The sequence below is a fragment of the Phaeobacter inhibens DSM 16374 genome (assembly GCF_000473105.1).
In the GTDB taxonomy this organism is placed as follows: Bacteria; Pseudomonadota; Alphaproteobacteria; order Rhodobacterales; family Rhodobacteraceae; genus Phaeobacter; species Phaeobacter inhibens.
The window spans coordinates 573502-597266 of sequence record NZ_KI421498.1 but is presented as its reverse complement, the minus strand read 5'-3'; the positions used below and the strand labels follow the sequence as shown (position 1 = coordinate 597266).

The window sequence follows — 23765 nt, the reverse complement described above, 5'->3', positions numbered from 1 at the left end:
CCCCGCAGTCGCCGGAAAGTTTCCTGTGTTCTGCTTCTCTTACAGTGCAACCGATGCCAAGCCAAGTGGCCCTGATACCCCGGTATGGGCACAAACCGCTCCAAAAAGGCAAAAAATGTGAACTGAACTACAGAGTTTAGTATGGACAATACTTATATCGCCCATATCACTTAGCGCCAGTTCGCCCGAACATGCCCATTAATGGTATGATTGTTGAGTGGCTCTATATGTCCCGAATGGGATGACTATGTATTAGGAAGGCCCAAGATGCGTGTAATTCCACTGATGACTGCTGCTGTTGTGACGGCAGGCCTGTATTATGCCGTGATTGAGCGGGATGCGCTTCTGGCCTTTGCCCGTGGCGAGCAGGTCAGCGATGAGACCGCATCCTCTGATGTCTCCGAACCGACCGATGCATCCGCAACAACCGCCGCAGCATCAGAAACTGTGGCCCCGCAAGCCGCCGGCGCGGACAAGGCCGACAATTCAGGCGTCCGAGTTGTCGCCCTGCGCAGCACCGCCCGCGGCATCGACAGCGCGGTTGTGCTGCGCGGCCAGACGCAGGCTATTCGCCAGGTCGAAGTCCGCTCCGAAACCACCTCCACCGTGCTGTCCGAACCGCTGCGCAAAGGCGCGCAGGTGAAGGCTGGCGATCTTCTGTGCAAACTGGATCCCGGCACCCGCCCCTCCACCCTGTTGGAGGCCAAAGCCCGGCTGAGCGAGGCGAAAATCCGCGTGCCCGAGGCGCGGGCCCGTCTGGACGAGGCCCGCGCCCGCCTCAAGGAAGCACAGATCAACCTGACAGCAGCCGCCAAACTCTCCGAAGGTGGCTTTGCCTCCGAAACCCGCCTGGCCTCATCCCAGGCCGCAGAGCGCTCGGCCGTGGCTGGCGTGGCCACTGCGGAAACCGGTCTGGAGACCACCAGTGCGGGGATTGAGGCAGCCTCTGCCCAAGTCGCCGCCGCCGAGAAAGAACTGGCGCGTCTGGATATTCTGGCCCCCTTCGACGGGCTACTGGAAAGCGACACCGCCGAGCTGGGCAGCCTGATGCAGCCCGGCAGCCTCTGTGCGACCGTGATCCAGCTGGAGACCATCAAGCTGGTTGGCTATGTGCCCGAAACCGAGGTGAACCGCGTCACCATCGGGGCGGGCGCTCGCGCTGAGCTGGCCAATGGCCGCAATGTTGAGGGCAAGGTGACCTTTATCAGCCGCTCCGCAGACCCGACCACCCGCACGTTTGAGGTGGAAATCACCGTGCCCAACCCGGATCTGGCGATCCGCGACGGCCAGACCGCCGACATCGTGATCTCTGCCGAAGGCTCCAAGGCCCATTACCTGCCGCAGTCGGCGCTGACCCTGAATAACGACGGTCAATTGGGCGTGCGTGTGGTAGAAGACGACATGACCGTCGGGTTCTACCACATCCAGCTGCTGCGCGACGAAGCAAGCGGCGTTTGGCTGGGCGGCCTGCCGGAACAGGCCGATGTGATTGTTGTGGGACAAGATTTTGTTGTTGCGGGCGTCTCTGTTGCGCCCACCTATAAAGAGGTATCCCAATGACCGGTATCGTCAGCTGGGCCGCAGAACGGGCCCGTATGATCCTGGCATTCATTGCCATCTCGCTGCTGGTCGGCGGCTTTGCCTATGCCAGCCTCCCGAAAGAGGGCGAGCCGGACATCGAAATCCCGGCTCTGTTCATCTCTGTCCCCTTCCCCGGCATCTCTGCCGAGGATGCCGAAACGCTGCTGGTCAAGGTGATGGAGACCGAGCTGGCTGATCTGGACGGGCTCGACAAAATGTCCTCCACCGCCGCCGAAGGCTATGGCGGTGTGGCGCTGGAGTTCGATTTCGGCTGGGACAAGACCGCCATCATGGCCGACGTCCGCGATGCGATGGATGCCGCCGAGGCGGACTTCCCCGAAGGTGCCGAGAAATACACGATCAACGAAATCAACTTCTCCGAATTCCCTATCGTTATCGTCAACCTGACGGGCGCCGTGCCGGAACGCACAATGGCGCGGATTGCCAAGGACCTGCAGGACGATCTTGAGGCGCTGGAACCTGTGCTTGAGGCCGGGATCGCCGGCAATCGCGACGAGATGGTCGAGGTGCTGATCGATCCGCTGCGGCTGGAGGCCTATAACGTCACAGCGCTTGAGCTGATCACCGTTGTGCAGAACAACAACCAGCTGATTGCGGCAGGCGAAGTCGAGAGCAATCAGGGCACCTTCTCGGTGAAGATCCCCTCCTCCTTTGATGAGGTGCGCGACATCTACGAACTGCCGATCAAGACCAATGGCGATCGCGTTGTCACCCTGGGAGAGCTGGCAACCATCAACTTCACCTTCGAGGATCGTCGCGGCACCGCCCGTTTCAACGGGGAGGACACCGTTGCCCTGCAGGTGGTGAAGCGTAAGGGCTACAATCTGATCGACACAGTGGATCTGGTGAAGGAAACCCTCGCCGAAGCCAAAACCAAATGGCCGCCGGAATTGACAGCCGCTGTCTCCGTCGGCACCTCAAACGACCAAAGCCGCGTTGTGGCCTCCATGGTCGGCCAGCTCGAAGGCTCGGTTCTGACCGCTGTCGCACTGGTGATGATCGTGGTGCTGTCGGCGCTTGGCAGCCGGGCTGCCCTGCTGGTCGGCTTTGCGATCCCGACCTCCTTCCTGCTCTGCTTTGCGTTGCTTGCGGTGATGGGGATCAGCATCTCCAACATCGTGATGTTTGGTCTGATCCTTGCGGTGGGCATGCTGGTGGATGGCGCCATCGTGGTAGTTGAATACGCGGACAAGCGCATCAAAGAGGGCAGCGGCCCGATGCATGCCTATGTCGAGGCGGCACAGCGCATGTTCTGGCCGGTGGTGTCCTCCACCGCGACCACACTCTGTGCATTCCTGCCGATGCTGTTCTGGCCAGGTGTCCCCGGTGAATTCATGGGCATGCTGCCGGTCACCCTGATCTTCGTTCTGTCTGCGTCGCTGGTGGTGGCGCTGATCTACCTGCCCGTCATGGGCGGCGTCACCGGTCGGATGAGCCGCCTGTTTGAGAACCTCTCCGATGGGTTGCGCGCCGTTGCGCCCTGGTGGCTGCGGGCCGCGCTGGTGCCTGTCATGCTTTGGGGCATGTTTGCAGGGGCGATGCAGATGCTCAACGGCAGCTACCTGCTGCCTGCGGATGTGTCGGATGTCGCCGCGCTGATCTTTGGCGCGCTGATCTTCGTGCTGGCGTCCTTCGGCGCCTCCGTCACGCTGGGGGCTGCTAGCCTGCACCGCCGCGAGACATCCGTCGGCGCGGGTTACAAACACACCCCCTTCGGTCATTTCATCAAGTTCATTGTCGGTAATCCGGTGATGCCGCTTGTCGCCATCGGGGCTGTTGCTTTCTCTATCATGACCGTGTTCACGCTCTTCTCAACCAACAACTACGGCGTTGAGTTCTTTGTCGAATCCGAACCGGAACAGGCCACTGCCTATGTCCGGGCACGCGGCAATACCTCGCTGATGGAAGAGGACGAGATGGTGCGCCAGACCGAACAGGTTATCCTGTCGCATCCGGCGGTGGTCAATGTCTTCTCCTTCGCAGGTGAGGGCGGGCTCAACACCGATGCCTCTGGCGCGCAGACACCGCCCGACACCGTGGGTCAGGTGCAATTCGAAATCATCCCTTGGGAAGATCGCCCCACCCAGACCGAAACCTGGTTCAACGGCTGGTTCACCCGTGAGGTAACAGCAACCGATTTCGACGGCGACACCGTGATTGAGGAGATCAATACCGAGCTGGCCAAGCTCCCCGGTTTCGAGGCTGAGATCCGTGCGCTGGCGCAGGGGCCTGCCTCTGGCAAACCGATCCATCTGCGCCTGAAAGGTGACCGCTGGGACACGCTGACCGCTGCCACGCAGTCCGCCCGTGCCCGGTTCGATAACACCCCCGGTCTGGACCTGATCGAGGACAGCCTGCCCCTGCCCGGCATTGACTGGCAGATCGACGTCGATGTCGAAAAGGCCGGCCGCTACGGCGCCGATGTCGCCAGTGTCGGCGCCATGGTTCAGCTGGTCACGCGCGGGATCCTTCTGGATACCATGCGGGTGGACAGCTCGGATGAGGAAATCGAAATCCGCGTCCGCCTGCCGGAAGAGGACCGCGTGCTCTCGACCCTTGATGTGATGAAACTGCGCACCGAGGATGGTCTGGTGCCGCTGTCAAACTTCATCTCCCGCCAGCCGGTGCCGAAACTGGAACAGATCAACCGTGTCCAGCAGCAGCGCTATTATGACGTGAAAGCGGATATCGAGCCCGGCCTCTCCAAGGTGATCACCACCGGCGGGAACAGCGGTGAAGAAGAAACGCTGGCCTATGTCAAATCCTTCGCCGAGGGCAGCGACACCAGCGCCAGCGACCTGACCGGACCAAGCGGCGCGCCGTTGAAGCTGCGCAGCCTTGCCAGCGCCGATAATCTTGAGGCGGTGCAAAGCGCATTGGACGATGACGCCCGCGTTGTCGCACTCAACGCCAATGAACGTATCGCCGCCCTGACGAAATGGCTGGAGACCGATCCGCTGCCCAAGGACATTACCTGGGAATGGACCGGTGATCAGGAAGAACAGGCCGAATCCGGTGCCTTCCTGATGAAAGCTTTTGCCGGTGCATTGGCGCTGATGTTCGTGATCCTGCTGGCGCAGTTCAACAGCTTCTACAACTCGGTGCTGGTGCTTCTGGCGGTGGTGCTCTCCACCACCGGCGTGCTGATCGGCATGATGGTGATGCAGCAGCCGTTCTCCATCATCATGACCGGCACCGGCATCGTCGCGCTGGCGGGGATCGTGGTGAACAACAATATCGTTCTGATCGACACCTATCAGGAATACGCCCAGAAGATGCCCCGGATTGAGGCGATCATTCGCACCGCCGAGGCCCGCATTCGCCCGGTTCTGCTAACCACCATCACCACGATGGCCGGTTTGGCACCGATGATGTTCGGGCTCAGCCTCGACTTCATCAATGGCGGCTACTCGATCGACAGCCCGACCTCGCTGTGGTGGAAACAGCTGGCAACCGCGGTGGTCTTCGGTCTGGGGATCGCAACGATCCTGACCCTATTGGTCACGCCCTCACTGCTGGCGATCCGGGTCTGGCTCTGGATCTACGTTGGGGCACTTGGCCGCCTGTTGGCCCGGATCACCCGTGGTCGGTCCAGCCGGATTGCCCGTGATATGCGGCTGGCCACCAAGGCCCGCACCCTGCCCACCACGGAAATCCTCTGGGAGGCAGAGCCGGGCCCTGACACCCCGCCAGCCAAGACCACCGAGCGCGACGGCGACCGCGAGACCCCGCCGTCAACACCGCTTCGCGCCGCTGAATAACCTGACAACGCCCCGCCCTCGCGGGGCGTTGTTCGTTTCGGAAGGCAGATCATCACCGCCAGAGCCGCCCCAGTAGAGAGGACCCAGCCCATGCCCGATTTCAACGATATGTTTGAATTGACCATCGCCGATGTCGACCTGATCGAGGCGGCGCTGCAGCGCACCCGCGACAGCCTGGCCGATGCCAGTCAGCAGGTGCAGGGCATCGCCGGTCACAGCCGCGAGGACAGTCTGCGCCAGATCCACGATCTGCTCGGACGGCTACACAATCAAAAGATTTTCTACAAACCCAAGGACGGGGTCTACGTCAGCGGTTAGACGCGCAGACGTAGACCCCGTGATAGCAGGTATCCAGAACGCAGTGGCTATGCCGCATCCTGATCCGACTGCTGGCGCTGCCACAGATGCGCGTAACGCCCGTCCTTGGCCAGCAGCTCGTCATGCGTGCCGCGCTCAGCAATCTCGCCCTGTTCCAGCACAATGATCTGGTCCGCCTCCGCCACCGTGCTAAGTCGGTGCGCAATGGTGATCACCGTGCGCCCCTGCCCGGCCCGTGACAGGGCTTCCTTGATCTCCTGCTCGGTATCGCTGTCGAGCGCGGATGTTGCCTCATCCAGCAGCAGGATCGGCGGATTCTTCAGAAGGGTGCGGGCAATGCCCACCCGCTGCTTTTCACCGCCCGACAGCTTCAGTCCCCGTTCACCCACCTGCGTCTCATACCCCTCAGGCAGCCGCATGATGAAATCGTGGATCTGCGCATCGCGCGCCGCCTGTTCGACCTCGTCCTGCGTCGCCCCGTCCCGGCCATAGGCTATGTTGTAGCGGATGGTGTCGTTGAACAGCACCGTGTCCTGCGGCACCACACCAATGGCGGCGTGCAGGCTTTGTTGTGTGACATCACGCACATCCTGCCCGTCGATACGCAGCGCGCCGCGCGTCACATCATAGAACCGGAACAACAAGCGGCCGATGGTGGATTTTCCCGACCCGGTTGACCCAACAATGGCCACCGTGTGCCCGGCTGCCACCTCAAAGCTGACGCCCTTGAGGATCTGGCGATCGCTGTCATAGCCGAATTCCACCGCATCCAGCCTGATGGCGCCGCCATTCACAGTCAGCTGTTTGGCATCCTGAGCGTCGGTCACATCCGGCGCCTGTTCGATCAGATCGAACATCTCGCCCATATCCACCAGGCTCTGGCGGATTTCACGGTATACAGTCCCTAGGAAGTTCAAAGGCACGGTGATCTGGATCATATAGGCGTTGACCATTACAAAATCGCCAACCGTCAGATTGCCCTGCTGGACGCCGATTGCCGCCATCACCATCACCGCAACCAGACCGCCGGTGATTACCAGGCTTTGGCCAAAGTTGAGGAATGCCAGTGAATAGGCCGTCTTCAGCGCCGCCTTGGCATAGGCGCGCATGGCCACATCATAGCGCGCGGCCTCGCGTTCTTCGGCGCCGAAATATTTAACGGTTTCATAGTTCAGCAGGCTATCGATCGCCTTTTGATTGGCGTCGGTGTCCTGCTTGTTCATCTCGCGACGCAGCTTCACCCGCCATTCGGTGATGGCAAAGGTGAACCAGACATAGAACCCGATGGTCACAACCACAACGACCAGATACCAGATGTCGAACATCACCGCGAGAATGATGGCGACCAGTGTCAGCTCCAGCACCAATGGGCCGATGGAGAACAGCAGGAAGCGCAGCAGGAACTCCACGCCCTTCACGCCGCGTTCGATAATGCGGCTCAGCCCGCCGGTCTTGCGGGTGATATGATAGCGCATCGACAGGCGATGGATATGCCGAAAGGTCTCCAGTGCCAGACGCCGCAAGGCGCGCTGGCCCACCGGCGCAAACACCGCATCGCGCAGCTGTTGAAACCCGTTGGTAAGGATCCGCGCCATGCCATAGGCCACGGTCAGACCAACCGCCCCAAGCGCCAGCGGCGGCACGCCCTCCCCTGCGAGGCTGTCCACCGCCCCCTTGTAGAGCATCGGCGTATAAACCGCGACCAGCTTTGCCAAAATCAGCACCGCCAGCGCTGCCACGACACGGTATTTGACCCAGGCCTGCCCCTCGGGCCAGAGGTAGGGAAAAACACGGCGCAACGTGCGCAGACCGGAGCGGCGCTCCTCCTGCGCGGTTGTCATATCGCTGTCTGTCATCACATGTCCTTATTGCAAGACCTATGACATAGGGGCCGTTTGGCACTTTGACCAGCGCAGCCCCTATCCCAGGCCCGTCTTCTGGCTGAGGGGCCGCAGCGGGTGCAGCCTCTTGGCGGGATTAGACATATGGTCTCACTGTACCGGGACGGAGAAGACCTGACCGGGATAGATCAGATCAGGGTCACGGATCGCCTCTCGGTTGGCATCAAACACCCGCACATAAAGCAGCCCGTCACCATAACGCTCCCGCGAAATCGCCCAGAGGGTATCGCCCTCCTGTACAGTGACCAATCGTACCAGCGGTTTCGCCCCGGTGGGTGCCGCGTCCGGCGATGTGGCATCGGTGGCAGTTGCCTCAAGCGATGGCTGCAGCACCTCGGGCGCCTCCCGTTTGAACGGGGTCTCAAGACGGCTCAGCACCTTGCCCTCACCGTCCAACGCATCCAGTCGCAGCGCGTAAATCCCCGGCGCCACATCCGGCAGGACGCCGGACCAGCGGCCTTCCTCATCCACCGGCAGGTCGGCAACGGCTGCATTGTCCAGATAGGCCCGGACAACCGCATCGGATCGCACCCTGCCGCTTAGGACCACTGCACCCTCCGCATCATAGGAGATGGTATCCAGCGCCACGGTCTCCGGTGCATCGGCAAGGGTTGGCGTCGGCGGCTGCACCAGCGTCACACCGCTGGCATCAGAGCGCAGCACCGCCCTTTGCTCCGGCGCGGTCTCTGGCGCTGTCGCGGTCACGGCCGCCGGTGTTTCATCTGACTGCGCCGCCCCAGCCTCGGAAACCTGCGCAGATGCCGCGTCCTGTGCCTCATCGCCGCTCTCACCCGTGGCAACGGCAACCTGCGTCTCAAGAACCTGTGTGTCATTGGAGGCTGTCACAGTCTCACCCTGCGTCACGTCAGAGCCATCAGCCGCAGTCGCCGCGACGGCGGGTTCCTCGGATGCGCTGCCCGCCTCGCTGGCCTGAGCAGTAGGCAAATCTGGCGCATCCGCCGCCTCTTGGGCGGCCTCCGCCAATGGCGCTACGGCCACTGCTGTATCACTGTCACTGGCCGCCTGCGCCCCGGATAGTTTTGTATCCGCGTCAGCAGGATCGACAGCGGGACGATCCCCCTCGGGAGCTGCCGCCGAAGCGACGTCTGCCGCAGGCTGCCCGGTCACCTGCTCGCCGGTCACCTGCTCGCCGGTCGTCTGCTCGCCGGTCGTCTGCTCGCCCGAAGCCTGCTCATCTGTCGCCGCCTCCTCTGCCACCTGCCCCTCTGCAAGCTGCGTTTCAGCCACCACAACCGGCGCCACCGGTGCCAGAATGAACTGCGCATCCGAAGGCAGTACAGCCTCCCCCAGCGCCGCCTCCAGCGAAATCACCTGTGGGCGGGCTGAGGGGGCAACGGTGGTGAACAGCACGAAACTGCCATCAGAGGGCACCGTCAGCTGCTCCACCACGACCCCATCCAGCAACAACGACACGACCGCGCCGGGCGTCGCCCGTCCCGCCACCATGCCGCTGCCGTCGGTCTCAAACCGCGCCAGATCCATCTGCGGCGCACCAAGGGTCGGCGCGGCATCCTCGCCTTCGGCCTCATCCGTCACCGCCTGCGCTGAGGTATCACCGCCGGGCAGCTCCGCTGCGTCCACATCGCCAGCGGGCACAGCGGCTTCAGCGCTGTCCGTCTCCGCATCAACTGCGGGGGACTCCGCAACAGGGGTCTCATTGACGGGAACAGGCACCCTAAGCGCGCCATCGGAGCCGGCCGAAGGCGAAATAACCGCGCCATCCCCCTTGCCCGCCGCGCTGCGCAGCTCTTCTTTCTGCTCTGAGGGCCCCCCCCATTGCAGGAAAATGACCCCGCCCAGCACCACGACCACCGCCGCAATCCCACCGATGGCGGTTGCGGACAGCCCGCCTTTGCCCGTTACATCCGTCATTCTGTTCCTTCCCTTCCGACCACCGACCAACCCCTCCCGAGGCCCCGTCGCTGTCGATCCTGCGGGATGTGCCCCCCGCTTGCTTGAGCCAGCCATTCAATGCCGCTATCAGGGACCAAAGGACGACTTATTTCCGTTCCGAACACAACAAAAAAGGTGACTGCCATGCGTATTCATTCCGTCTGTGTGTATTGTGGATCGCGCGACGGGGTCCGCCCGGCCTATGCCGATGCCGCCGAGGCGCTCGGAACCGGGCTTGCAACGCAGGGGCAGCGACTGGTCTACGGCGCCGGTGATGTCGGTCTGATGGGCCGGGTAGCACGTGCGGCACAGGCCGCAGGCGGGCGCACCTTCGGCGTCATCCCCGAGCATCTGGTCCGCCGTGAGGTCGCCAAGACCGACCTGAACACCTATGTGGTCACCGAGACCATGCATGAGCGCAAGAAAGTGATGCTCTACAATGCCGATGCGGTGGTGGTGCTGCCCGGCGGCGCCGGATCGCTGGACGAGTTGTTCGAGGCGCTGACATGGCGTCAGCTGGAGCTGCATGGGAAACCGATCCTGATCCTCAATATCGACGGCTACTGGGATCCGCTGAAGGCCCTGGTGGAGCATGTGGTGGCAGAAGGGTTTGCCGGGGCGGAAACGGCCGCCGCCCTAACTTGGGTCAGCAATGTAGACGACGCGCTGGCGAGCCTGCGCGGCTGACGCCCCGACCCTGCGACAGCGCTGCGGGCGCCGCCTCGGATCATGGAAAAACGCGGCGCCTCACAGCACCGCGTTTTCATATGTCCATTCGTCACCGATCTGTTGTGACGGATCAGGCTGCCAGCTCCTGCTGGACAATCTTCTCAATCTCATCAATCGGGTGGTTGGTCAGCGTCTTGGGAATTTCAGCCATCACCAGATCCTGAACTTCTTTGTGCAGCTTGCCACGCAAGTTGCCCAGAACCTGCGGCGAGGCCACCAGAACGATATTCCCCAGTTTGCCCTTATGCGCCCGCTCATAGAGCAGATCGGCGATGTCATCTGCAAACCGTTCTTTCGCCAATTCATGCCAGTCGGTATCATCGAGGGCAGAGCGCTGGCCGGGGCCGCCGTCATGCATCCGGCCGGGCCGGTTGGCGGATTGCTCAATGTCGGAAGGGTTGTCCTGCTCTTCCTTCCGGCGCACCTCAAGATGCGGGTTCTGTGCATCGGTGGTGTTCTGCAGCAGCAATGCCTTCTCGCTGTCGGTCACCAGCACAAAGGTGCCGTGGTCAAGCTGTGCCATTATTGGTCCTCCTGCTCATTGGATTTGGTCACCCGTGTCGCACCTGCCGGGCGTTCCATGGCGCGTTTCTCCTCATCCTCGGTCGCAACCTCCCGGGCCAGCCGACCACCGGTGCGCCCGCCGTGAGAGACGCTGCCCTCAGCGCCAAGGATCTCCTTGGTCTCCTGACGGCCATCTTTTGATCTGACGCGGTCTGCCATGTCGGTCCTCCATGTATTGTGGGTTCACCAACACAACCGCTGAGAGCAGGGATTTGTTCCGCTGGATCCCATGATCCCGGCACAAAAAAGGCCCCGTCCGATAGCGGACGAGGCCCAAATTCTAGCACTGCTGTGCAGCGATCACATGCGCGATGCAACGTTTTCCCAGTTGACCAGATTGTCGAGGAAGTTGGTCAGATAGGCAGGACGCTTGTTGCGGAAATCGATGTAGTAGGAATGCTCCCACACATCACAGCCCAGCAGCGCCGTCTGGCCAAAGCAGACAGGGTTCACACCGTTTTCGGTTTTGGTCACTTTCAGACCACCGTCGGTGTCCTTGACCAGCCAGGCCCAGCCGGAGCCGAACTGACCCGCGCCTGCGGCAGAGAACTCTTCCTTGAAGGTGTCAACGGAGCCAAAGCTGTCGACCAGCGCCTTTTCCAGCTCACCCGGCATCTTGCTCTCGCCCGGCCCCATCATTTCCCAAAACTGATTGTGGTTCCACAGCTGCGAGATGTTGTTGAAGATACCGCTCTGGGCGACGGCATTTGCGTCATAGGTGCCCTTGATGATCTCTTCCATGGACTTGCCGTCCCACTCAGTGCCCGCAATCAGCTTGTTGCCGTTGTCGACATAAGCCTTGTGGTGCAGGTCGTGGTGATATTCCAGCGTTTCGGCAGACATGCCTTTGGATGCCAGCGCGTCATGGGCATAGGGAAGATCGGGAAGTTCAAAAGCCATCTGGGCCCCCTGTAGTATCTGTTGCGTTTCTAAGCAGATACATGCGGCTGGTGCCCCCATTGGTCAAGACCAAGCCGGGGAAACACCAAAAAATATCCGCGGCATTTTGCAAAACACCGTTGCCTGATCGCCTGTTACACGATCCGCTTCTGGCGCGCCATTGGCGCGCTCCCATTTCAGTTCAGCTTGATGTTGCTGCGCTTGCAAGGGCCGCTGCCCGACGGGCGGTTGTCAGCGCCGTGCACACGAGCTGAAATCGACAACTTCATCCGCGGCTCATCCATCGTCGCGGAATAGCTGACCTTGGTTGACCCCTGGCTCGAGCCTAGATTGCTCAGGGTCCACTTCAGCTTCAGCCGCTGCTTGGACCGCTGGTCATAGGGCACAATCATCGGTGTCTTCTGCCGGGTGGCTATGATGCCATCCATCACGCCAGTCACTTTCTCATCGTGATCCACAAAAACAAGCACGCGCGACGCGATCCAGCCGTGTTTCTCATAAGACTGAATGGTGCAATCATAAGTCACCGGCGCCGCGGCAACAGGCGCTGCAGCAAACAGGGTGCAGACGGCGGCTGCGGTTTTAATCAGTGTTTTCATCGGTAAAGCCTGAGCTCTCTTTTGGACGTGTAGAAATTCAGGGACTCTCTTGAAAGTTGCACCCCGAATTGTCAATCGCTATCCTTACGGCGCAGACGCGACATCATCAGCTAACTGGTCACTTGGACACATTGCCCGATCCCGCGTGGCGGTTTTGCCCCGCTGTCGAGAGAAATCACCTGCACTGAGAGCTTCTTGTTCTGGGTATTGAACACGGCGCGATAATGGGTCTTCACCGCCTCGGCGCCATTGCCGACCGAGGCACTGACCACCGTCCAGCTGACCCGATAGGACACATCACTGATGCGGAAAAAACCCGCTTTCAGCGGGCGCCCCGACAGGGCGCTGACATTGCCGGAATGCACCACTTCCGCAGTCCATTCATCGTGAAAATGCAGGCTGATCTGCGGCGGGATCCAGCCCCGGCCCGACAGCGATGTCACAGCACAGGTATACATGCCCTCCAGCGCCATCGCGGGGGTGGCCAAACCGCTACCAACCGCAAGCCCGGCCACGAGGCCAAACCGCCGCATAGTTGGCAGCAAAAGGTCAGCACCCTTGGGCATATCGTCTCCCCACCAGTTAAGGCAGCGTGGCAGTCCACACTGTAAATAGAAACTCCCGATTTGGCGGTGTTAGCGAATCAAGGTTGGCAAAGGACCAACAAAACCAAATAAAAAGTGCCCCCGGAAATCCAGGGACACTTTATATGCGCGTAAAACTCACTACAAGGCTAAATTGCCTTAACCAGTTAACGCACCTACCTTAGATTGTGGATGCGCGGCTGTGCATAACAAGTTGTAGACATATCCGCCCACTGAGCGGAAGCAAACGATGTGAAATGCACCGTTATTGTCCAGCCAGAAAGCCGCCGCCACCTGCGCCATGCGGGTACGGCGGAATTGACCGGGTTTGAAGGCCTCAGCTGACATATCCACCGGGCAAATCTTTGCCAGAACCTCACGCGCCCCGTCACCGGACAGGCGGAACACACCGCGCGCATCAGAGACGTTCACCGCGAGCGCATGCTCGCCCTTAAGCGCCTCTGACAACTCAGCGACCTTCGCCTCAACCTCGGCGTAGGGCACCAGCAGCAGCAGCTCATCCGGCGACATCCAGGCCACACCGCCCTGCTCTGCCAGTGACACCTGACCGCTGGTCGGAACCTCGGCCCCGGTGGCGGCCTTTACAGCCGCCTTCAAGGTGGCAGAGGCCAGATCGCCGCGCAGGGTGATCATCCCCTGCAACCCGCTGTCCTCGACCTGTGCCAGACCGGAGAACTTCGCACCATTCATTGTGCTGACAGGATCAGACATTCTGCTTCTCCCCTTCCTTGTCGTAAAAGACCTGATCGACGATCTTGGCCTTGTAGATTGTCCCGTCGGTGCCGGGGAACTCGATCACCTCGCCCATCCGCTTGGGACCATGCTTGACCAGACCCATGGCAATGCCACGGCCCAGGTTCGACGAGTAGTAGGTCGAGGTCACGCGGCCGATGGTGTTTTTCTGGCCATTGGCGTTGACACCATTGCCCACCGCATAGGCGCCATCCGGCAGAACCGATCCATCGGTGGTTTCCAGCCCCACCAGCTGCCAGCGGTCGGGATCGGCCATATGGCTGCGCGTATGCGCCCGCTTGCCGAGGAAGTCCTCTTTCTTCTTCGACAGTGCCCAGTTCAAGCCCAGGTCCTGCGGGATAACGGTCCCGTCAGTCTCGTCCCCGATCATGATAAAGCCCTTTTCGGCCCGCAGGATATGCAGACATTCGGTGCCATAGGGCATAACCCCGAATTCCTTGCCCGCCTCCATCAATGCGGCCCAGAACGCCTGACCTTCGGACGCCGCAACCGCGATCTCGTAGGACAATTCGCCCGAGAAGGAGATGCGATAGGCCCGCGCCTTGAAGCCGCCGATATCCCCATCGCGCCACTCCATGAAGGGCAGCGCCTCCTTGGACAGATCCATGCCGCCGCCCGATTTCTCGTTCAGCTTTTCCAGCACCTTGCGGGCGTTGGGGCCAACCACGGCGACCTGCGCCAGCTGCTCGGTGACATTGGCAACATAGACTTTCCAGTCCCACCATTCGGTCTGCAGCCATTCTTCCATGTGGCCATGGATCCGCTCGGCACCGCCGGTCGTGGTGTGGCAGAGCCAGGTATCATCATCAATACGCGCAACCACACCGTCGTCGATCAGGAAACCGTTCTCCGAACACATCAGACCGTAACGGCATTTGCCAATCTTCAGCGTCGACATCATGTTGGTGTACATCATGTCGAGGAACTTGCCCGCATCCGGCCCTTTGACGACCAGTTTGCCGAGGGTTGAGGCATCCAGCAGGCCAAGGTTCTCGCGGGTGTTCTTCACCTCGCGGTTCACCGCGTCATGCAGGCTTTCACCAGACCGGACATAGGCATAGGGGCGACGCCACTGGCCAACCGGTTCCCAATCCGCACCATTGCTGTCGTGCCAGTCGTGCATCGGGGTCTTGCGCAGCGGCTGGAAGATCTCCCCGCGGGCCTCACCACCAATCGCCCCCATCGAAATCGGGTGATAGGGCGGACGGAATGTGGTCGTGCCCACCTGCGGAATTTCAGACCCCAGCGCATCAGCAAGGATCGCCAAGCCGTTGATATTGGAGAGCTTACCTTGATCGGTCGCCATGCCCAGCGTGGTATAACGCTTGGTGTGTTCGACACTCTCGTAACCTTCGCGCGCCGCCAGCTGCACGTCCGACACTTTGACGTCGTTCTGATAATCCAGCCAGGTTTTCATGCGCAGCTTGATGTCGGCCTTGGCCGGCATCAGCCAGACCGGCTCCATTGCCGTCTCTGTCGGCGCGTCACCAACGGGCGCGGTGCCCGCCTTGACCTTGCGACCAGCAGCCTTCGCCGCCGCCTCGCCAGCGGCCTGCGCATCGCTCAGCGCCTCTGCCAGACCAGCGGCACCATTGGCAGCGCCGGCCGCAATGACAAAGCCCTTGCCATCCGCACCCAGCGGCGGACGGGAGGCATCGGGACGGAAGTTCGCATGGGTCTGATCCCAGACCAGCTTGCCACCGCAATGGGACCACAGATGCACAACCGGCGACCAGCCGCCGGACATCGCGACCGCATCGGCCTCGACCTCCTCCTGCGCGCCGCCCTCGCCGTTCTGGGCGCAGATCGCCACCGAGGTGACGCGCTTGCCGCCTTTCACCTTGGCAATGGCCCGGCCACATTCGACGCGGATGCCCAGCTGGCGGACTTCTTCCATCAAGGCGCCGCCGCCGCTGTCACGGGCGTCCAGCACCCGGACAACTTCAACACCTGCGGCGTGCAGCGCAATCGCGGTGCGATAAGCGTCGTCATTATTGGTGGCGACAACGACCTTCTGGCCCGGGGTCACACCCCAGTTTACCGCATAGTCACGCATCGACGCCGCCAGCATCACGCCCGGCACGTCATTGCACGCAAAGGACAAAGGCCGTTCAATCGCACCCGTCGCCGTCACGATCTGGCTGGCGCGGATCCGCCACAGACGATGGCGCGGACCACCCTGCCCCGGCGCATGATCGGTCAGACGCTCATACCCCAGCGCATAGCCGTGATCATAGACGCCTGCGCCCATGCAGCGGTCCCGCAGCAGCACATTGTCCATGCCCCGCAGCTCGGCGAGGGTTTTCTCGACCCAGGCGTCCGGCTCCATTCCGTCGATGGTGCCGCCATCAACCGGCGCACGGCCACCCCAGTGGTTGTTCTGCTCCAACAGCAGCACCTTGGCACCGGACATCGCCGCAGCCTTGGCCGCCTGCAAACCCGCAACACCGCCACCAATCACCAGCACATCGGCGAAATAGTAGAAATGCTCGTAGGTATCGGCGTCCTTCAGCTCCTTGTCCGGCGCTTTGCCCAGACCAGCAGAATGGCGGATGATCGGCTCATAGACATGTTTCCACAGGGGACGCGGGTGGATGAACATCTTGTAATAGAAACCCGCAGGCAGGAATCGCGCCAGCGCGTTGTTGGCCACACCCACGTCGAACTCAAGGCTCGGCCAGTGGTTCTGCGACTGCGCCGACAGGCCAGAAAACAGCTCGGTCGTGGTGGCGCGCTGATTGGGTTCAAACCGGTCACCGGTCCCCAAACCCACCAATGCGTTAGGCTCTTCCGGGCCGGCCGCAACCAAGCCGCGCGGGCGATGGTATTTGAACGAGCGGCCAACCATCATCTGGTCATTGGCCAACAGAGCAGACGCCAGCGTGTCGCCTGCATAGCCCTTCATCCGCTTGCCGTTGAAGGTGAATTCGATCGGTTTGGAGCGGTCGATCAACCGGCCATTTTTGGCAAGGCGCGTGCTCATGTGGCGGACCTTTCGCAAGAGAGGGCGACGAAAAGGGAGATAACGTTCAGACAGGCAATCATTTCAGATCCCGCCATGTCCAACCGGGGCGTTTGGCCGTGACCGCATCCTGAATGTCCTGCGGCGGCTCATAGGTCTGCGCAGAATAGGTGCCAAAGACCTCAAGCGTGGTGGTGCAGCGCGCGGCGTGAAACCACTTGCCGCAGCCATTGGCATGGCGCCAGCGTTCAAAATGCACACCCTTGGGGTTTTCGCGCATGAACAGATAGTCATGAAACTCGTCATCTGACGAACCGGGACCAAAACGCTTCAGATGCGCCTCGCCACCTGCGTGCAGTTCAGTTTCTTCGGCTTTGACGCCGCAATATGGGCATTCAAGGATCAGCATTGTGCGGACCTCTCCAACTGGGGGCCAAGGATGTTAGAATACCCTTGGCAAAATTCTTCCAAGAATTTTGCGACGGTGCGCGGCATCAGTGTGCCACACCGGCAGCAACGCTCTCATCGATGAATTTGCCTTCTTTGAAGCGCATCATCGAAAACTCTTCGGCCAGCGGCGAATGACCTGTGGCCATCAGCTCCGCCATCGCCCAGCCGGAACCAGGGATCGCCTTGAAACCGCCGGTGCCCCAGCCTGCGTTGACAAAGATATTGCCCACCGGCGTCTTGGAGATCAGCGGCGAACGGTCGCCGGTCACATCCACGATCCCGCCCCATTGGCGCAGCATCTTCAGGCGGCTGACCATCGGGAACGTCTCGTTGAGGGCGCGCACGGTTTCCTCGATATGATGGAAGGATCCGCGCTGGGTATAGTTGTTGAACCCGTCGGTGCCGCCGCCGATGACCATCTCACCTTTGTCGGACTGCGACATGTAGCCATGCACGGTATTGGCCATCACAACCACATCCATGCAGGGTTTGATCGGCTCAGACACCAGCGCCTGTAGCGCCACGCTTTCCACCGGCAGACGGAAACCCGCCATTTCCGACAGATGCGAACAATTGCCCGCAACCACCATGCCCAGCTTGTCGCAGTCGATGGCGCCCTTGGTGGTGTCGACGCCAACGACACGACCATTCTCATTGCGCACGCCGGTGACTTCGCACTGCTGGATGATGTCCATGCCCATGTTGGAACAGGCCCGCGCATAGCCCCAGGCCACCGCATCGTGGCGCGCGGTGCCGCCGCGTTCCTGCCAGAGCCCACCCAGAACCGGATACCGCGGCCCCTCAAGGTTGATGATCGGCACCAATTCTTTGACACGTTTGGGGTCAATCCACTCGGTCGGAACCCCCTGCAACGCGTTGGCATGGGCGGTCCGCTTGTAGCCGCGCACCTCATGCTCGGTCTGGGCCAGCATAATCACGCCGCGCGGGCTGAACATCACGTTGTAGTTGATGTCCTGGCTCATCGTCTCATAGAGCGAGCGCGATTTCTCGTAGATCGCTGCCGACGGATCCTGCAGATAGTTGGAGCGGATGATGGTGGTGTTACGCCCGGTGTTGCCGCCGCCCAGCCAGCCCTTTTCCAGCACTGCGACATTGGTGATGCCGTAGTTCTTGCCAAGGAAATAGGCTGTGGCCAGGCCATGCCCCCCGGCCCCGACGATAATGACATCGTAGTGGCGTTTCGGTTCGGGAGAGCGCCAGGCGCGGCCCCATCCGGTGTGGTAGCGCAGCGCCTCACGCGCGACAGCAAAGGCAGAATAACGTTTCATGGGCGAATCCGATGGTTCGAGACTGTTAACGGGTATGCACCAGAGGCAGGGCTGACTTGCGCCGTTTATCGTCGCAATCATGCATGGTTGCGACATCCGCACGCAAAGACGTCACAGGCTCAACACGCCCTTCGCGTCCTCATCGCCATCTGCCGGGACAGCGCGCCGCAGCCGTTTGGCCTTTTTTCTGACCCCAGACCGCTATACATGGGTTTCAAACTGCGGGAGCCCCCATGACCTTCTGGATCGTTATCAGCCTCATCACGCTGGCCACCGCCACGCTGTTGTCCCTTGTGCTGCTGCGCGGACGCGACAGCGGCGAACCGGCCGCCGCCTATGACCTGCAGGTCTATCGCCAGCAATTGCGCGATGTGGACAAGGACCTGGCGCGCGGGGTCCTGCAGGCAGCCGACGCAGAGCGTATCCGCACCGAAATCTCCCGCCGCATCCTGAGCGCCGACGCTCAGGTCCAGGCCGCCGCCAGCGGCCACACCCAGCCCCGCACCCTGACCAGCGCCGCCGCCATCGCGCTGATTGGGCTGGTCTGCGGCGGCACCTACCTGCTCTATGCCAATCTCGGCGCGCCGGGATACAACGACCTGGGCCTGCAACTGCGCATCGATGCCGCGGCAGAACGCGCCGCCACCCGCCCCACACAGGCCGAGGCCGAAGCCGACGCCCCGGAACGCCCCGCCCGCGTGGTAGAACCGGGTTATGCCACGCTGGTCGATCAGCTGCGCGACACCGCCAGCAAACGTGTTGACGATGCCCAGGGTCAGGCGCTGCTGGCCCAGCATGAGGCCAATCTCGGCAACTTCGCCGCCGCCGCCAAGGCCAAGGCAAACTATATCCGCATCATGTCCGGCGATGTTGAGGCCCGCGATTTCGGCGAGCTGGCAGAGCTGCAGATCATGGCCGCCGGCGGCTATGTCTCCCCCGAGGCGGAGGACGCCCTGCGCACCACGCTGACCCTCGACCGTTTTGACGGCGGCGCGCGCTACTACTGGGGGCTGATGATGGCGCAGATCGGCCGCCCGGACGTCGCATATGAGGTCTGGAGCGAAACCCTCGCCATGGGACCGGAGGGCGCCCCCTGGGTCACCGCCATCAGCGCCCAGATTGAGGATATCGCCTATCGCGCCGGTGTTGAGTACACGCCGATCACCCCCGGCAGCGTGCCTGCACCGGGCCGCGCCCCTGCCTCCCCCGCGGCTGGTCCCAGCGCCGAAGATATCGCCGCCGCTGAGGACATGAATGCCGAAGACCGCCAGCAGATGATCCGTGGCATGGTTGAGGGCCTCTCCGACCGGCTTGCCACCACCGGCGGCACGCCGCAGGAGTGGGCGCGGCTGATCGGCGCCCTTACGGTGCTGAACCAGACCGAGCGCGCACAGGCCATCTACGCTGAGGCGCAAGAGGTCTTCGCCGAGGTGCCCGAAGCCCTCGCCACAATCACCGCCGCCGCCAAACAGGCAGGACTGTCCCAATGATCTACGACGACTTTGAAACCTTCGCCGCGGCGGTCCCGAATTTCACCCCGATCGCCGGGCTGGATTTTGGCGACAAAACCGTGGGCGTCGCCATCTCTGATCGGATGGGCACCGTCGCAACACCGCTCGAAACTATCCGACGCAAGAAATTCACTCTGGATGCCGCACGCCTGTTTGAGATCGTCAAAGACCGTGAGGTCGGCGCGCTGCTGTTGGGCCTGCCCCGCAATATGGATGGCACCGAAGGTCCCCGCTGTCAGAAAACCCGCGCCTTTGCCCGCAATCTGGCCAAGCTGACAGAGCTGCCGATCGGCTTCTGGGACGAGCGTTTGAGCACCGTTGCCGCCGAAAGGGCGCTTTTGGAGGCGGATACGAGCAGAAAACGTCGCGCAGAGGTGATCGATCAAGTCGCCGCTTCGTATATCCTACAGGGGGCGCTGGATCGCATGCGCCATATCAAGGCAGGATAAAGCTGATGAGCGACGAGGTCTGGAAACGTGACGAGGTGCAATCGCCCTGCATTCAAATCTGTGTCGTCCATCCGGAGGCGCGGATCTGCACCGGCTGCTATCGCTCCATCGACGAAATCACCCGTTGGTCCAAGATGAGCAACGATGAACGCGCTGAGCTGCTGGAGACTCTGCCCGACCGCGCCAAGGACCTGACCAAGCGCCGCGGCGGCCGCAGCGCCCGCCTAAACCGCAGCTAACGCGGCGCGCGGCACATGTTGCGCGGCAACGGATAGCGGGCTGAAGAGCCTCCAATTTCTGCCATCAGAGGCTGCGCACGCCATCGTAACCTTTTGATAATCATGCGGAATAACCCCTGACCCATTGTTTCGCACGCGAAACATTCGGGCAGGACTACTGACCTAAGTCAGCCACCCCCGCGCCGGGTCGGTCCAGTCCGCCATCTCGGGGCGGAAATAGGCGATCATGCGGCCCTCTTCAGGTGCGCGGGCGCCCTCTCCCCATGGCGCAACACCGTGCAGGCACAGGCGGTGCATCAGATAGGCCTCACCCGGTTTTGCTGAGACCGTGACACGCGGACAGGTCTCGAACACCTCCTTGCGGGCATTGGTATAGGCATCCGTTACATCGGCCTCTCCCCACTGCCCCGGTGGGATACCGTCAAATGCCGCTGCGAAGGCACGGCGCATGATCACATGGCTGCCCTCCCAGATCACCAGCGGAGAGGCATCGGGACTGCTTTCATTCAGCGGCAGGCCAAGAACCCAGGCGTGCGGCTCCTCCACCCGGCGGCGACGGGCATCGCCGAACATTTTCACCCCGTCCACATGGGCCGCGTCGCGATTGATCCGGTAGCGCAGCGCAGCCTCTCCCTCACCAGGGCGTGGTCGTGGATAACCGGGAAAGACGGAGGACACCTGCGCGCGATGCAGATTCGGTAAACCGCCCAGATGCGCTGTGATGAAATCGATAGCCGGGCCTTCCAGCTCCGGCCCGGCGGGCAGCTGCCCACGCGCATCATTGGGCAGCGCATCCACACCGATGAACCACGTCCCCTCACATTGCAGCCAGTCCGCATTGGCCGGATCCTGCAGCGCCTGAACGCCTGCCTGATGCGCATGGCGCGCCCAGGCCAGCGTCTCCGCATTCGCCGGAAAATCACACCAACCCTTTGTTAAGAACCGCTGCCAATCCATTGTAAAACCTTAGCAAAGATAGAAATCAAAATCCCAGAGACTTGCGCAGCATATTCAGCGCCACAAGGATCAGGAACACCGCAAACACCCGCTTCAGCGGTTTAGGGTCCATCGCATGGGCCAGCTTCACCCCCCAGGGGGCGGTGATCAGCGTCATCGCAATCACCACGGCAAAGGCGACGAGATTGACCGCTCCAACGGTGAGTGGCGGGCGCACTGCCGCCTCAACCGGCAGGAACAGAAACCCAATAACCGACGGCACTGCGATAATGACACCAAAGCCCGCCGCCGTGGCCACAGCCCGGTGAATGGGCGTGGCATGCAGGCTCATCAATGGCACGCCGAAACTGCCGCCGCCAATGCCCATCAGAACCGATAAAAACCCAACCATGGGCGACAGTATCATGCGGCGCGCGCCCTTAGGCATCGCGCTCCCCAGCCGCCAATCAGCGCGGCCAAAGGCCATGTAACAGCCGATCACCAGCGCCAGCACGCCAAACAGCGCCTGCAATGTGGTGGAGCGCAACGAGGACGCAACCATGACGCCAATGATCGCCCCGATAGCAATCCCCGGCCCCCAGCCGCGCAGGATATCCCAATCCACTGCACCCTTTTTGTTGTGGCTCATCACCGAGCGCAGAGAGGTCACGATAATCGTCGCCAGAGACGTCGCCAGGCACATCTGCATCAACTGATCGCCGCCATAACCCAGCGTCTGGAAGACATAGAAAAACGCAGGCACCAGAACGATGCCGCCGCCAACCCCCAGCAGGCCTGCCAGAACACCGGCCACCGCGCCTGTCACGACCAGCAAACCTGCCATCTGCGCCAGCACAGCAGGCTCCGGCAGCAGGGCGGCAGTGGTCACAAGACTGGTGGTCAGGGCTGACATCGGCGGCTCTCCTCATTGGCGGTCGGCATTCCGGCCCGACATGGCTCCATCGTGGATGACGGTGCGGGGCGCAAGTCCGATCCCTCCCCTACAGGGTGAGCGCAAATTTGTCTCAGGATTTCTTGCGGTTCAGCCGATTGCAGCAGTGACCCGTGGTCGCAGGGCATCGCAGGCCTGCCCCATTTGGCAGGTCACGCGCAGGCTCCTGCCGGATCAGGCAGCAATCCCCGTCACTTGTTCCAGTGCAGTTTCCACCAGTCGGGTATCCGCCCCCGGGCGACTTGCGCCCTCTGACAATACCCGCCGCCAGTTGCGCGCACCGGGCCGTCCGGCGAACAACCCCAGCATATGCCGGGTGATCTGATGCAACCGGGCCCCCTGCGCCATCTGATCGTCGATATACCCCAGCATATGCCCCACAACGGCCACCGGATCTGTGGCACTGCCGTTGCCAAAGATCAGCGGATCCGCCTGTGACAGGATATCGCTGGGCTGGTGATAGGCGGCGCGGCCAATCATGACACCATCAAGGCCCCGCTCCAGATGCGGCAACGCCTCATCCAGACTGGCCACCCCCCCGTTGAGAGAGATATGCAGCTGTGGGAACTCCGCCTTCATCTGATGCACGATCTCGTAGTCGAGGGGCGGAATATCGCGGTTTTCCTTGGGGCTGAGCCCTTTCAGCCAGGCCTTGCGGGCATGGATGGTGACCCGCTCACAGCCTGCCGCCGCGATGCGCTCCAGAAACACCGGCAGCACCTCTTGCGGGTCCTGATCATCGACGCCAATGCGGCACTTCACGGTGACCTCGACATCAACCTTCGCCCGCATGGCCGCGACACATTCTGCCACCAGATCCGGTGATTTCATCAGCACCGCGCCAAAGGCCCCCGACTGCACCCGGTCACTGGGACAACCACAGTTGAGGTTGATCTCATCATAGCCCGCCTCGGCGCCAAACGCTGCAGCCTGCGCCAGCTCCGCCGGGTCAGAGCCGCCCAGCTGCAACGCCACAGGATGCTCCTGCGGGGAATGGTCGAGCAAATGCAAAGCCCCGCCCCGCACCAAGGCAGGCGCCGTTACCATCTCCGTATACAGCAACGCTTCATGACTCAGCAGCCGGTGCAGGTAACGGCAATGGCGATCGGTCCAGTCCATCATGGGCGCAACCGACAGGCGCGCCGCTTGGCGAATGGCGTTGGCGTCGGCGGGTCGCGGAAATGGGGCGTTGATCTGATCGGTCATGTCAGGGTTCTTTTCGTCAGGACTTTTCTCAACTGGGCTCTTCTCGTCGGGACTGATTGCTGTGGTTCCACGCAACAGGCAGGTTCCGCGCCGCATATCATCAATTCCCGACGGATATCCAGCAC

At 61.8% G+C, this 23765-nt stretch carries 21 protein-coding genes; 7 read left to right on the top strand and 14 right to left on the bottom strand.

Features of this window, described 5'->3' with window-relative positions:
- The first annotated feature begins 267 nt into the window (after positions 1–267).
- The 3 genes from INHI_RS0106570 (at position 268) to INHI_RS0106560 (ending at position 5681) form a co-directional block, all read left to right on the top strand.
- The gene (locus INHI_RS0106570; RefSeq protein WP_027247147.1) at positions 268–1560 is read left to right on the top strand and encodes an efflux RND transporter periplasmic adaptor subunit; all 1293 of its coding nucleotides are present in this window, start codon (positions 268–270) and stop codon (positions 1558–1560) included.
- A complete protein-coding gene (locus tag INHI_RS0106565; RefSeq protein WP_027247146.1) occupies positions 1557–5363 on the top strand; it encodes an efflux RND transporter permease subunit in 3807 nt (1268 codons plus the stop codon). The genes INHI_RS0106570 and INHI_RS0106565 overlap by 4 nt, the downstream gene beginning before the upstream one ends.
- Positions 5364–5453: 90 nt before the next feature.
- Positions 5454–5681 carry a hypothetical protein gene (locus INHI_RS0106560; RefSeq protein WP_027247145.1) on the top strand — a complete coding sequence of 76 codons (228 nt, stop codon included), beginning with the start codon at positions 5454–5456 and terminating at the stop codon, positions 5679–5681.
- A gap of 47 nt (positions 5682–5728) precedes the next feature.
- On the opposite strand, the gene INHI_RS0106555 is transcribed toward INHI_RS0106560, so the two are convergent.
- Positions 5729–7537, bottom strand: coding sequence for an ABCB family ABC transporter ATP-binding protein/permease (locus tag INHI_RS0106555; protein WP_027247144.1), 1809 nt, complete (start codon positions 7535–7537; stop codon positions 5729–5731).
- 135 nt (positions 7538–7672) lie between these two features.
- Positions 7673–9475 carry a LysM peptidoglycan-binding domain-containing protein gene (locus INHI_RS0106550; protein WP_027247143.1) on the bottom strand — a complete coding sequence of 601 codons (1803 nt, stop codon included), beginning with the start codon at positions 9473–9475 and terminating at the stop codon, positions 7673–7675.
- A gap of 165 nt (positions 9476–9640) precedes the next feature.
- On the opposite strand from INHI_RS0106550, the gene INHI_RS0106545 reads away from it, so the two are divergent.
- Positions 9641–10183, top strand: a complete 543-nt coding sequence (locus INHI_RS0106545) for an LOG family protein (RefSeq protein WP_027247142.1) — start codon at positions 9641–9643, stop codon at positions 10181–10183.
- Positions 10184–10295: 112 nt separating this feature from the next.
- On the opposite strand, the gene INHI_RS0106540 is transcribed toward INHI_RS0106545, so the two are convergent.
- From INHI_RS0106540 to INHI_RS0106500, 9 genes are all read right to left on the bottom strand, one after another.
- Positions 10296–10748, bottom strand: coding sequence for a host attachment family protein (locus tag INHI_RS0106540; RefSeq protein WP_014874930.1), 453 nt, complete (start codon positions 10746–10748; stop codon positions 10296–10298).
- Positions 10748–10948, bottom strand: coding sequence for a hypothetical protein (locus tag INHI_RS0106535; RefSeq protein WP_014880275.1), 201 nt, complete (start codon positions 10946–10948; stop codon positions 10748–10750). The genes INHI_RS0106540 and INHI_RS0106535 overlap by 1 nt, the downstream gene beginning before the upstream one ends.
- A 141-nt stretch (positions 10949–11089) precedes the next feature.
- Positions 11090–11689, bottom strand: a complete 600-nt coding sequence (locus INHI_RS0106530; RefSeq protein WP_014874932.1) for a superoxide dismutase — start codon at positions 11687–11689, stop codon at positions 11090–11092.
- A 176-nt stretch (positions 11690–11865) separates the two neighbouring features.
- The gene (locus INHI_RS0106525) at positions 11866–12288 is read right to left on the bottom strand and encodes a hypothetical protein (protein WP_027247141.1); all 423 of its coding nucleotides are present in this window, start codon (positions 12286–12288) and stop codon (positions 11866–11868) included.
- 110 nt (positions 12289–12398) lie between these two features.
- On the bottom strand, positions 12399–12854 hold the full coding sequence (locus INHI_RS0106520) for a hypothetical protein (protein WP_014874934.1): 456 nt from the start codon (positions 12852–12854) through the stop codon (positions 12399–12401).
- A gap of 177 nt (positions 12855–13031) precedes the next feature.
- Positions 13032–13604 (bottom strand): sarcosine oxidase subunit gamma, encoded by a 573-nt coding sequence (locus INHI_RS0106515; protein ID WP_027247140.1) that lies wholly within the window; start codon positions 13602–13604, stop codon positions 13032–13034.
- Complete coding sequence (locus INHI_RS0106510; RefSeq protein WP_027247139.1) at positions 13597–16629, bottom strand: sarcosine oxidase subunit alpha family protein; 3033 nt, start codon at positions 16627–16629, stop codon at positions 13597–13599. The genes INHI_RS0106515 and INHI_RS0106510 overlap by 8 nt, the downstream gene beginning before the upstream one ends.
- Positions 16630–16687: 58 nt before the next feature.
- Positions 16688–17017 (bottom strand): sarcosine oxidase subunit delta, encoded by a 330-nt coding sequence (locus tag INHI_RS0106505; protein WP_027247138.1) that lies wholly within the window; start codon positions 17015–17017, stop codon positions 16688–16690.
- Between the two features lie 85 nt (positions 17018–17102).
- Complete coding sequence (locus tag INHI_RS0106500; protein ID WP_014880281.1) at positions 17103–18347, bottom strand: sarcosine oxidase subunit beta family protein; 1245 nt, start codon at positions 18345–18347, stop codon at positions 17103–17105.
- Positions 18348–18580: 233 nt separating this feature from the next.
- Between INHI_RS0106500 and ccmI the strand changes: the two genes are divergently transcribed.
- Genes ccmI through INHI_RS0106485 form a run of 3 tightly spaced genes read left to right on the top strand, consistent with a single transcriptional unit; the run spans position 18581 to position 20546 of the window.
- The gene (gene ccmI, locus INHI_RS0106495; RefSeq protein ID WP_014880282.1) at positions 18581–19837 is read left to right on the top strand and encodes a c-type cytochrome biogenesis protein CcmI; all 1257 of its coding nucleotides are present in this window, start codon (positions 18581–18583) and stop codon (positions 19835–19837) included.
- A complete protein-coding gene (gene ruvX, locus INHI_RS0106490) occupies positions 19834–20307 on the top strand; it encodes a Holliday junction resolvase RuvX (RefSeq protein WP_027247137.1) in 474 nt (157 codons plus the stop codon). The genes ccmI and ruvX overlap by 4 nt, the downstream gene beginning before the upstream one ends.
- Before the next feature lie 5 nt (positions 20308–20312).
- On the top strand, positions 20313–20546 hold the full coding sequence (locus tag INHI_RS0106485; protein WP_027247136.1) for a DUF1289 domain-containing protein: 234 nt from the start codon (positions 20313–20315) through the stop codon (positions 20544–20546).
- Between the two features lie 162 nt (positions 20547–20708).
- Here the strand turns inward: INHI_RS0106485 and INHI_RS0106480 are convergent, their stop codons facing one another.
- The 3 genes from INHI_RS0106480 to dusA form a co-directional block, all read right to left on the bottom strand.
- Entirely contained in the window at positions 20709–21503 is a 795-nt protein-coding gene (locus INHI_RS0106480; protein WP_027247135.1) for a phytanoyl-CoA dioxygenase family protein, read from the bottom strand.
- A gap of 25 nt (positions 21504–21528) precedes the next feature.
- Positions 21529–22395, bottom strand: coding sequence for a sulfite exporter TauE/SafE family protein (locus INHI_RS0106475; RefSeq protein ID WP_036766951.1), 867 nt, complete (start codon positions 22393–22395; stop codon positions 21529–21531).
- A gap of 213 nt (positions 22396–22608) precedes the next feature.
- Positions 22609–23640, bottom strand: a complete 1032-nt coding sequence (gene dusA / locus INHI_RS0106470) for a tRNA dihydrouridine(20/20a) synthase DusA (protein ID WP_051338987.1) — start codon at positions 23638–23640, stop codon at positions 22609–22611.
- Positions 23641–23765: the final 125 nt, after the last annotated feature.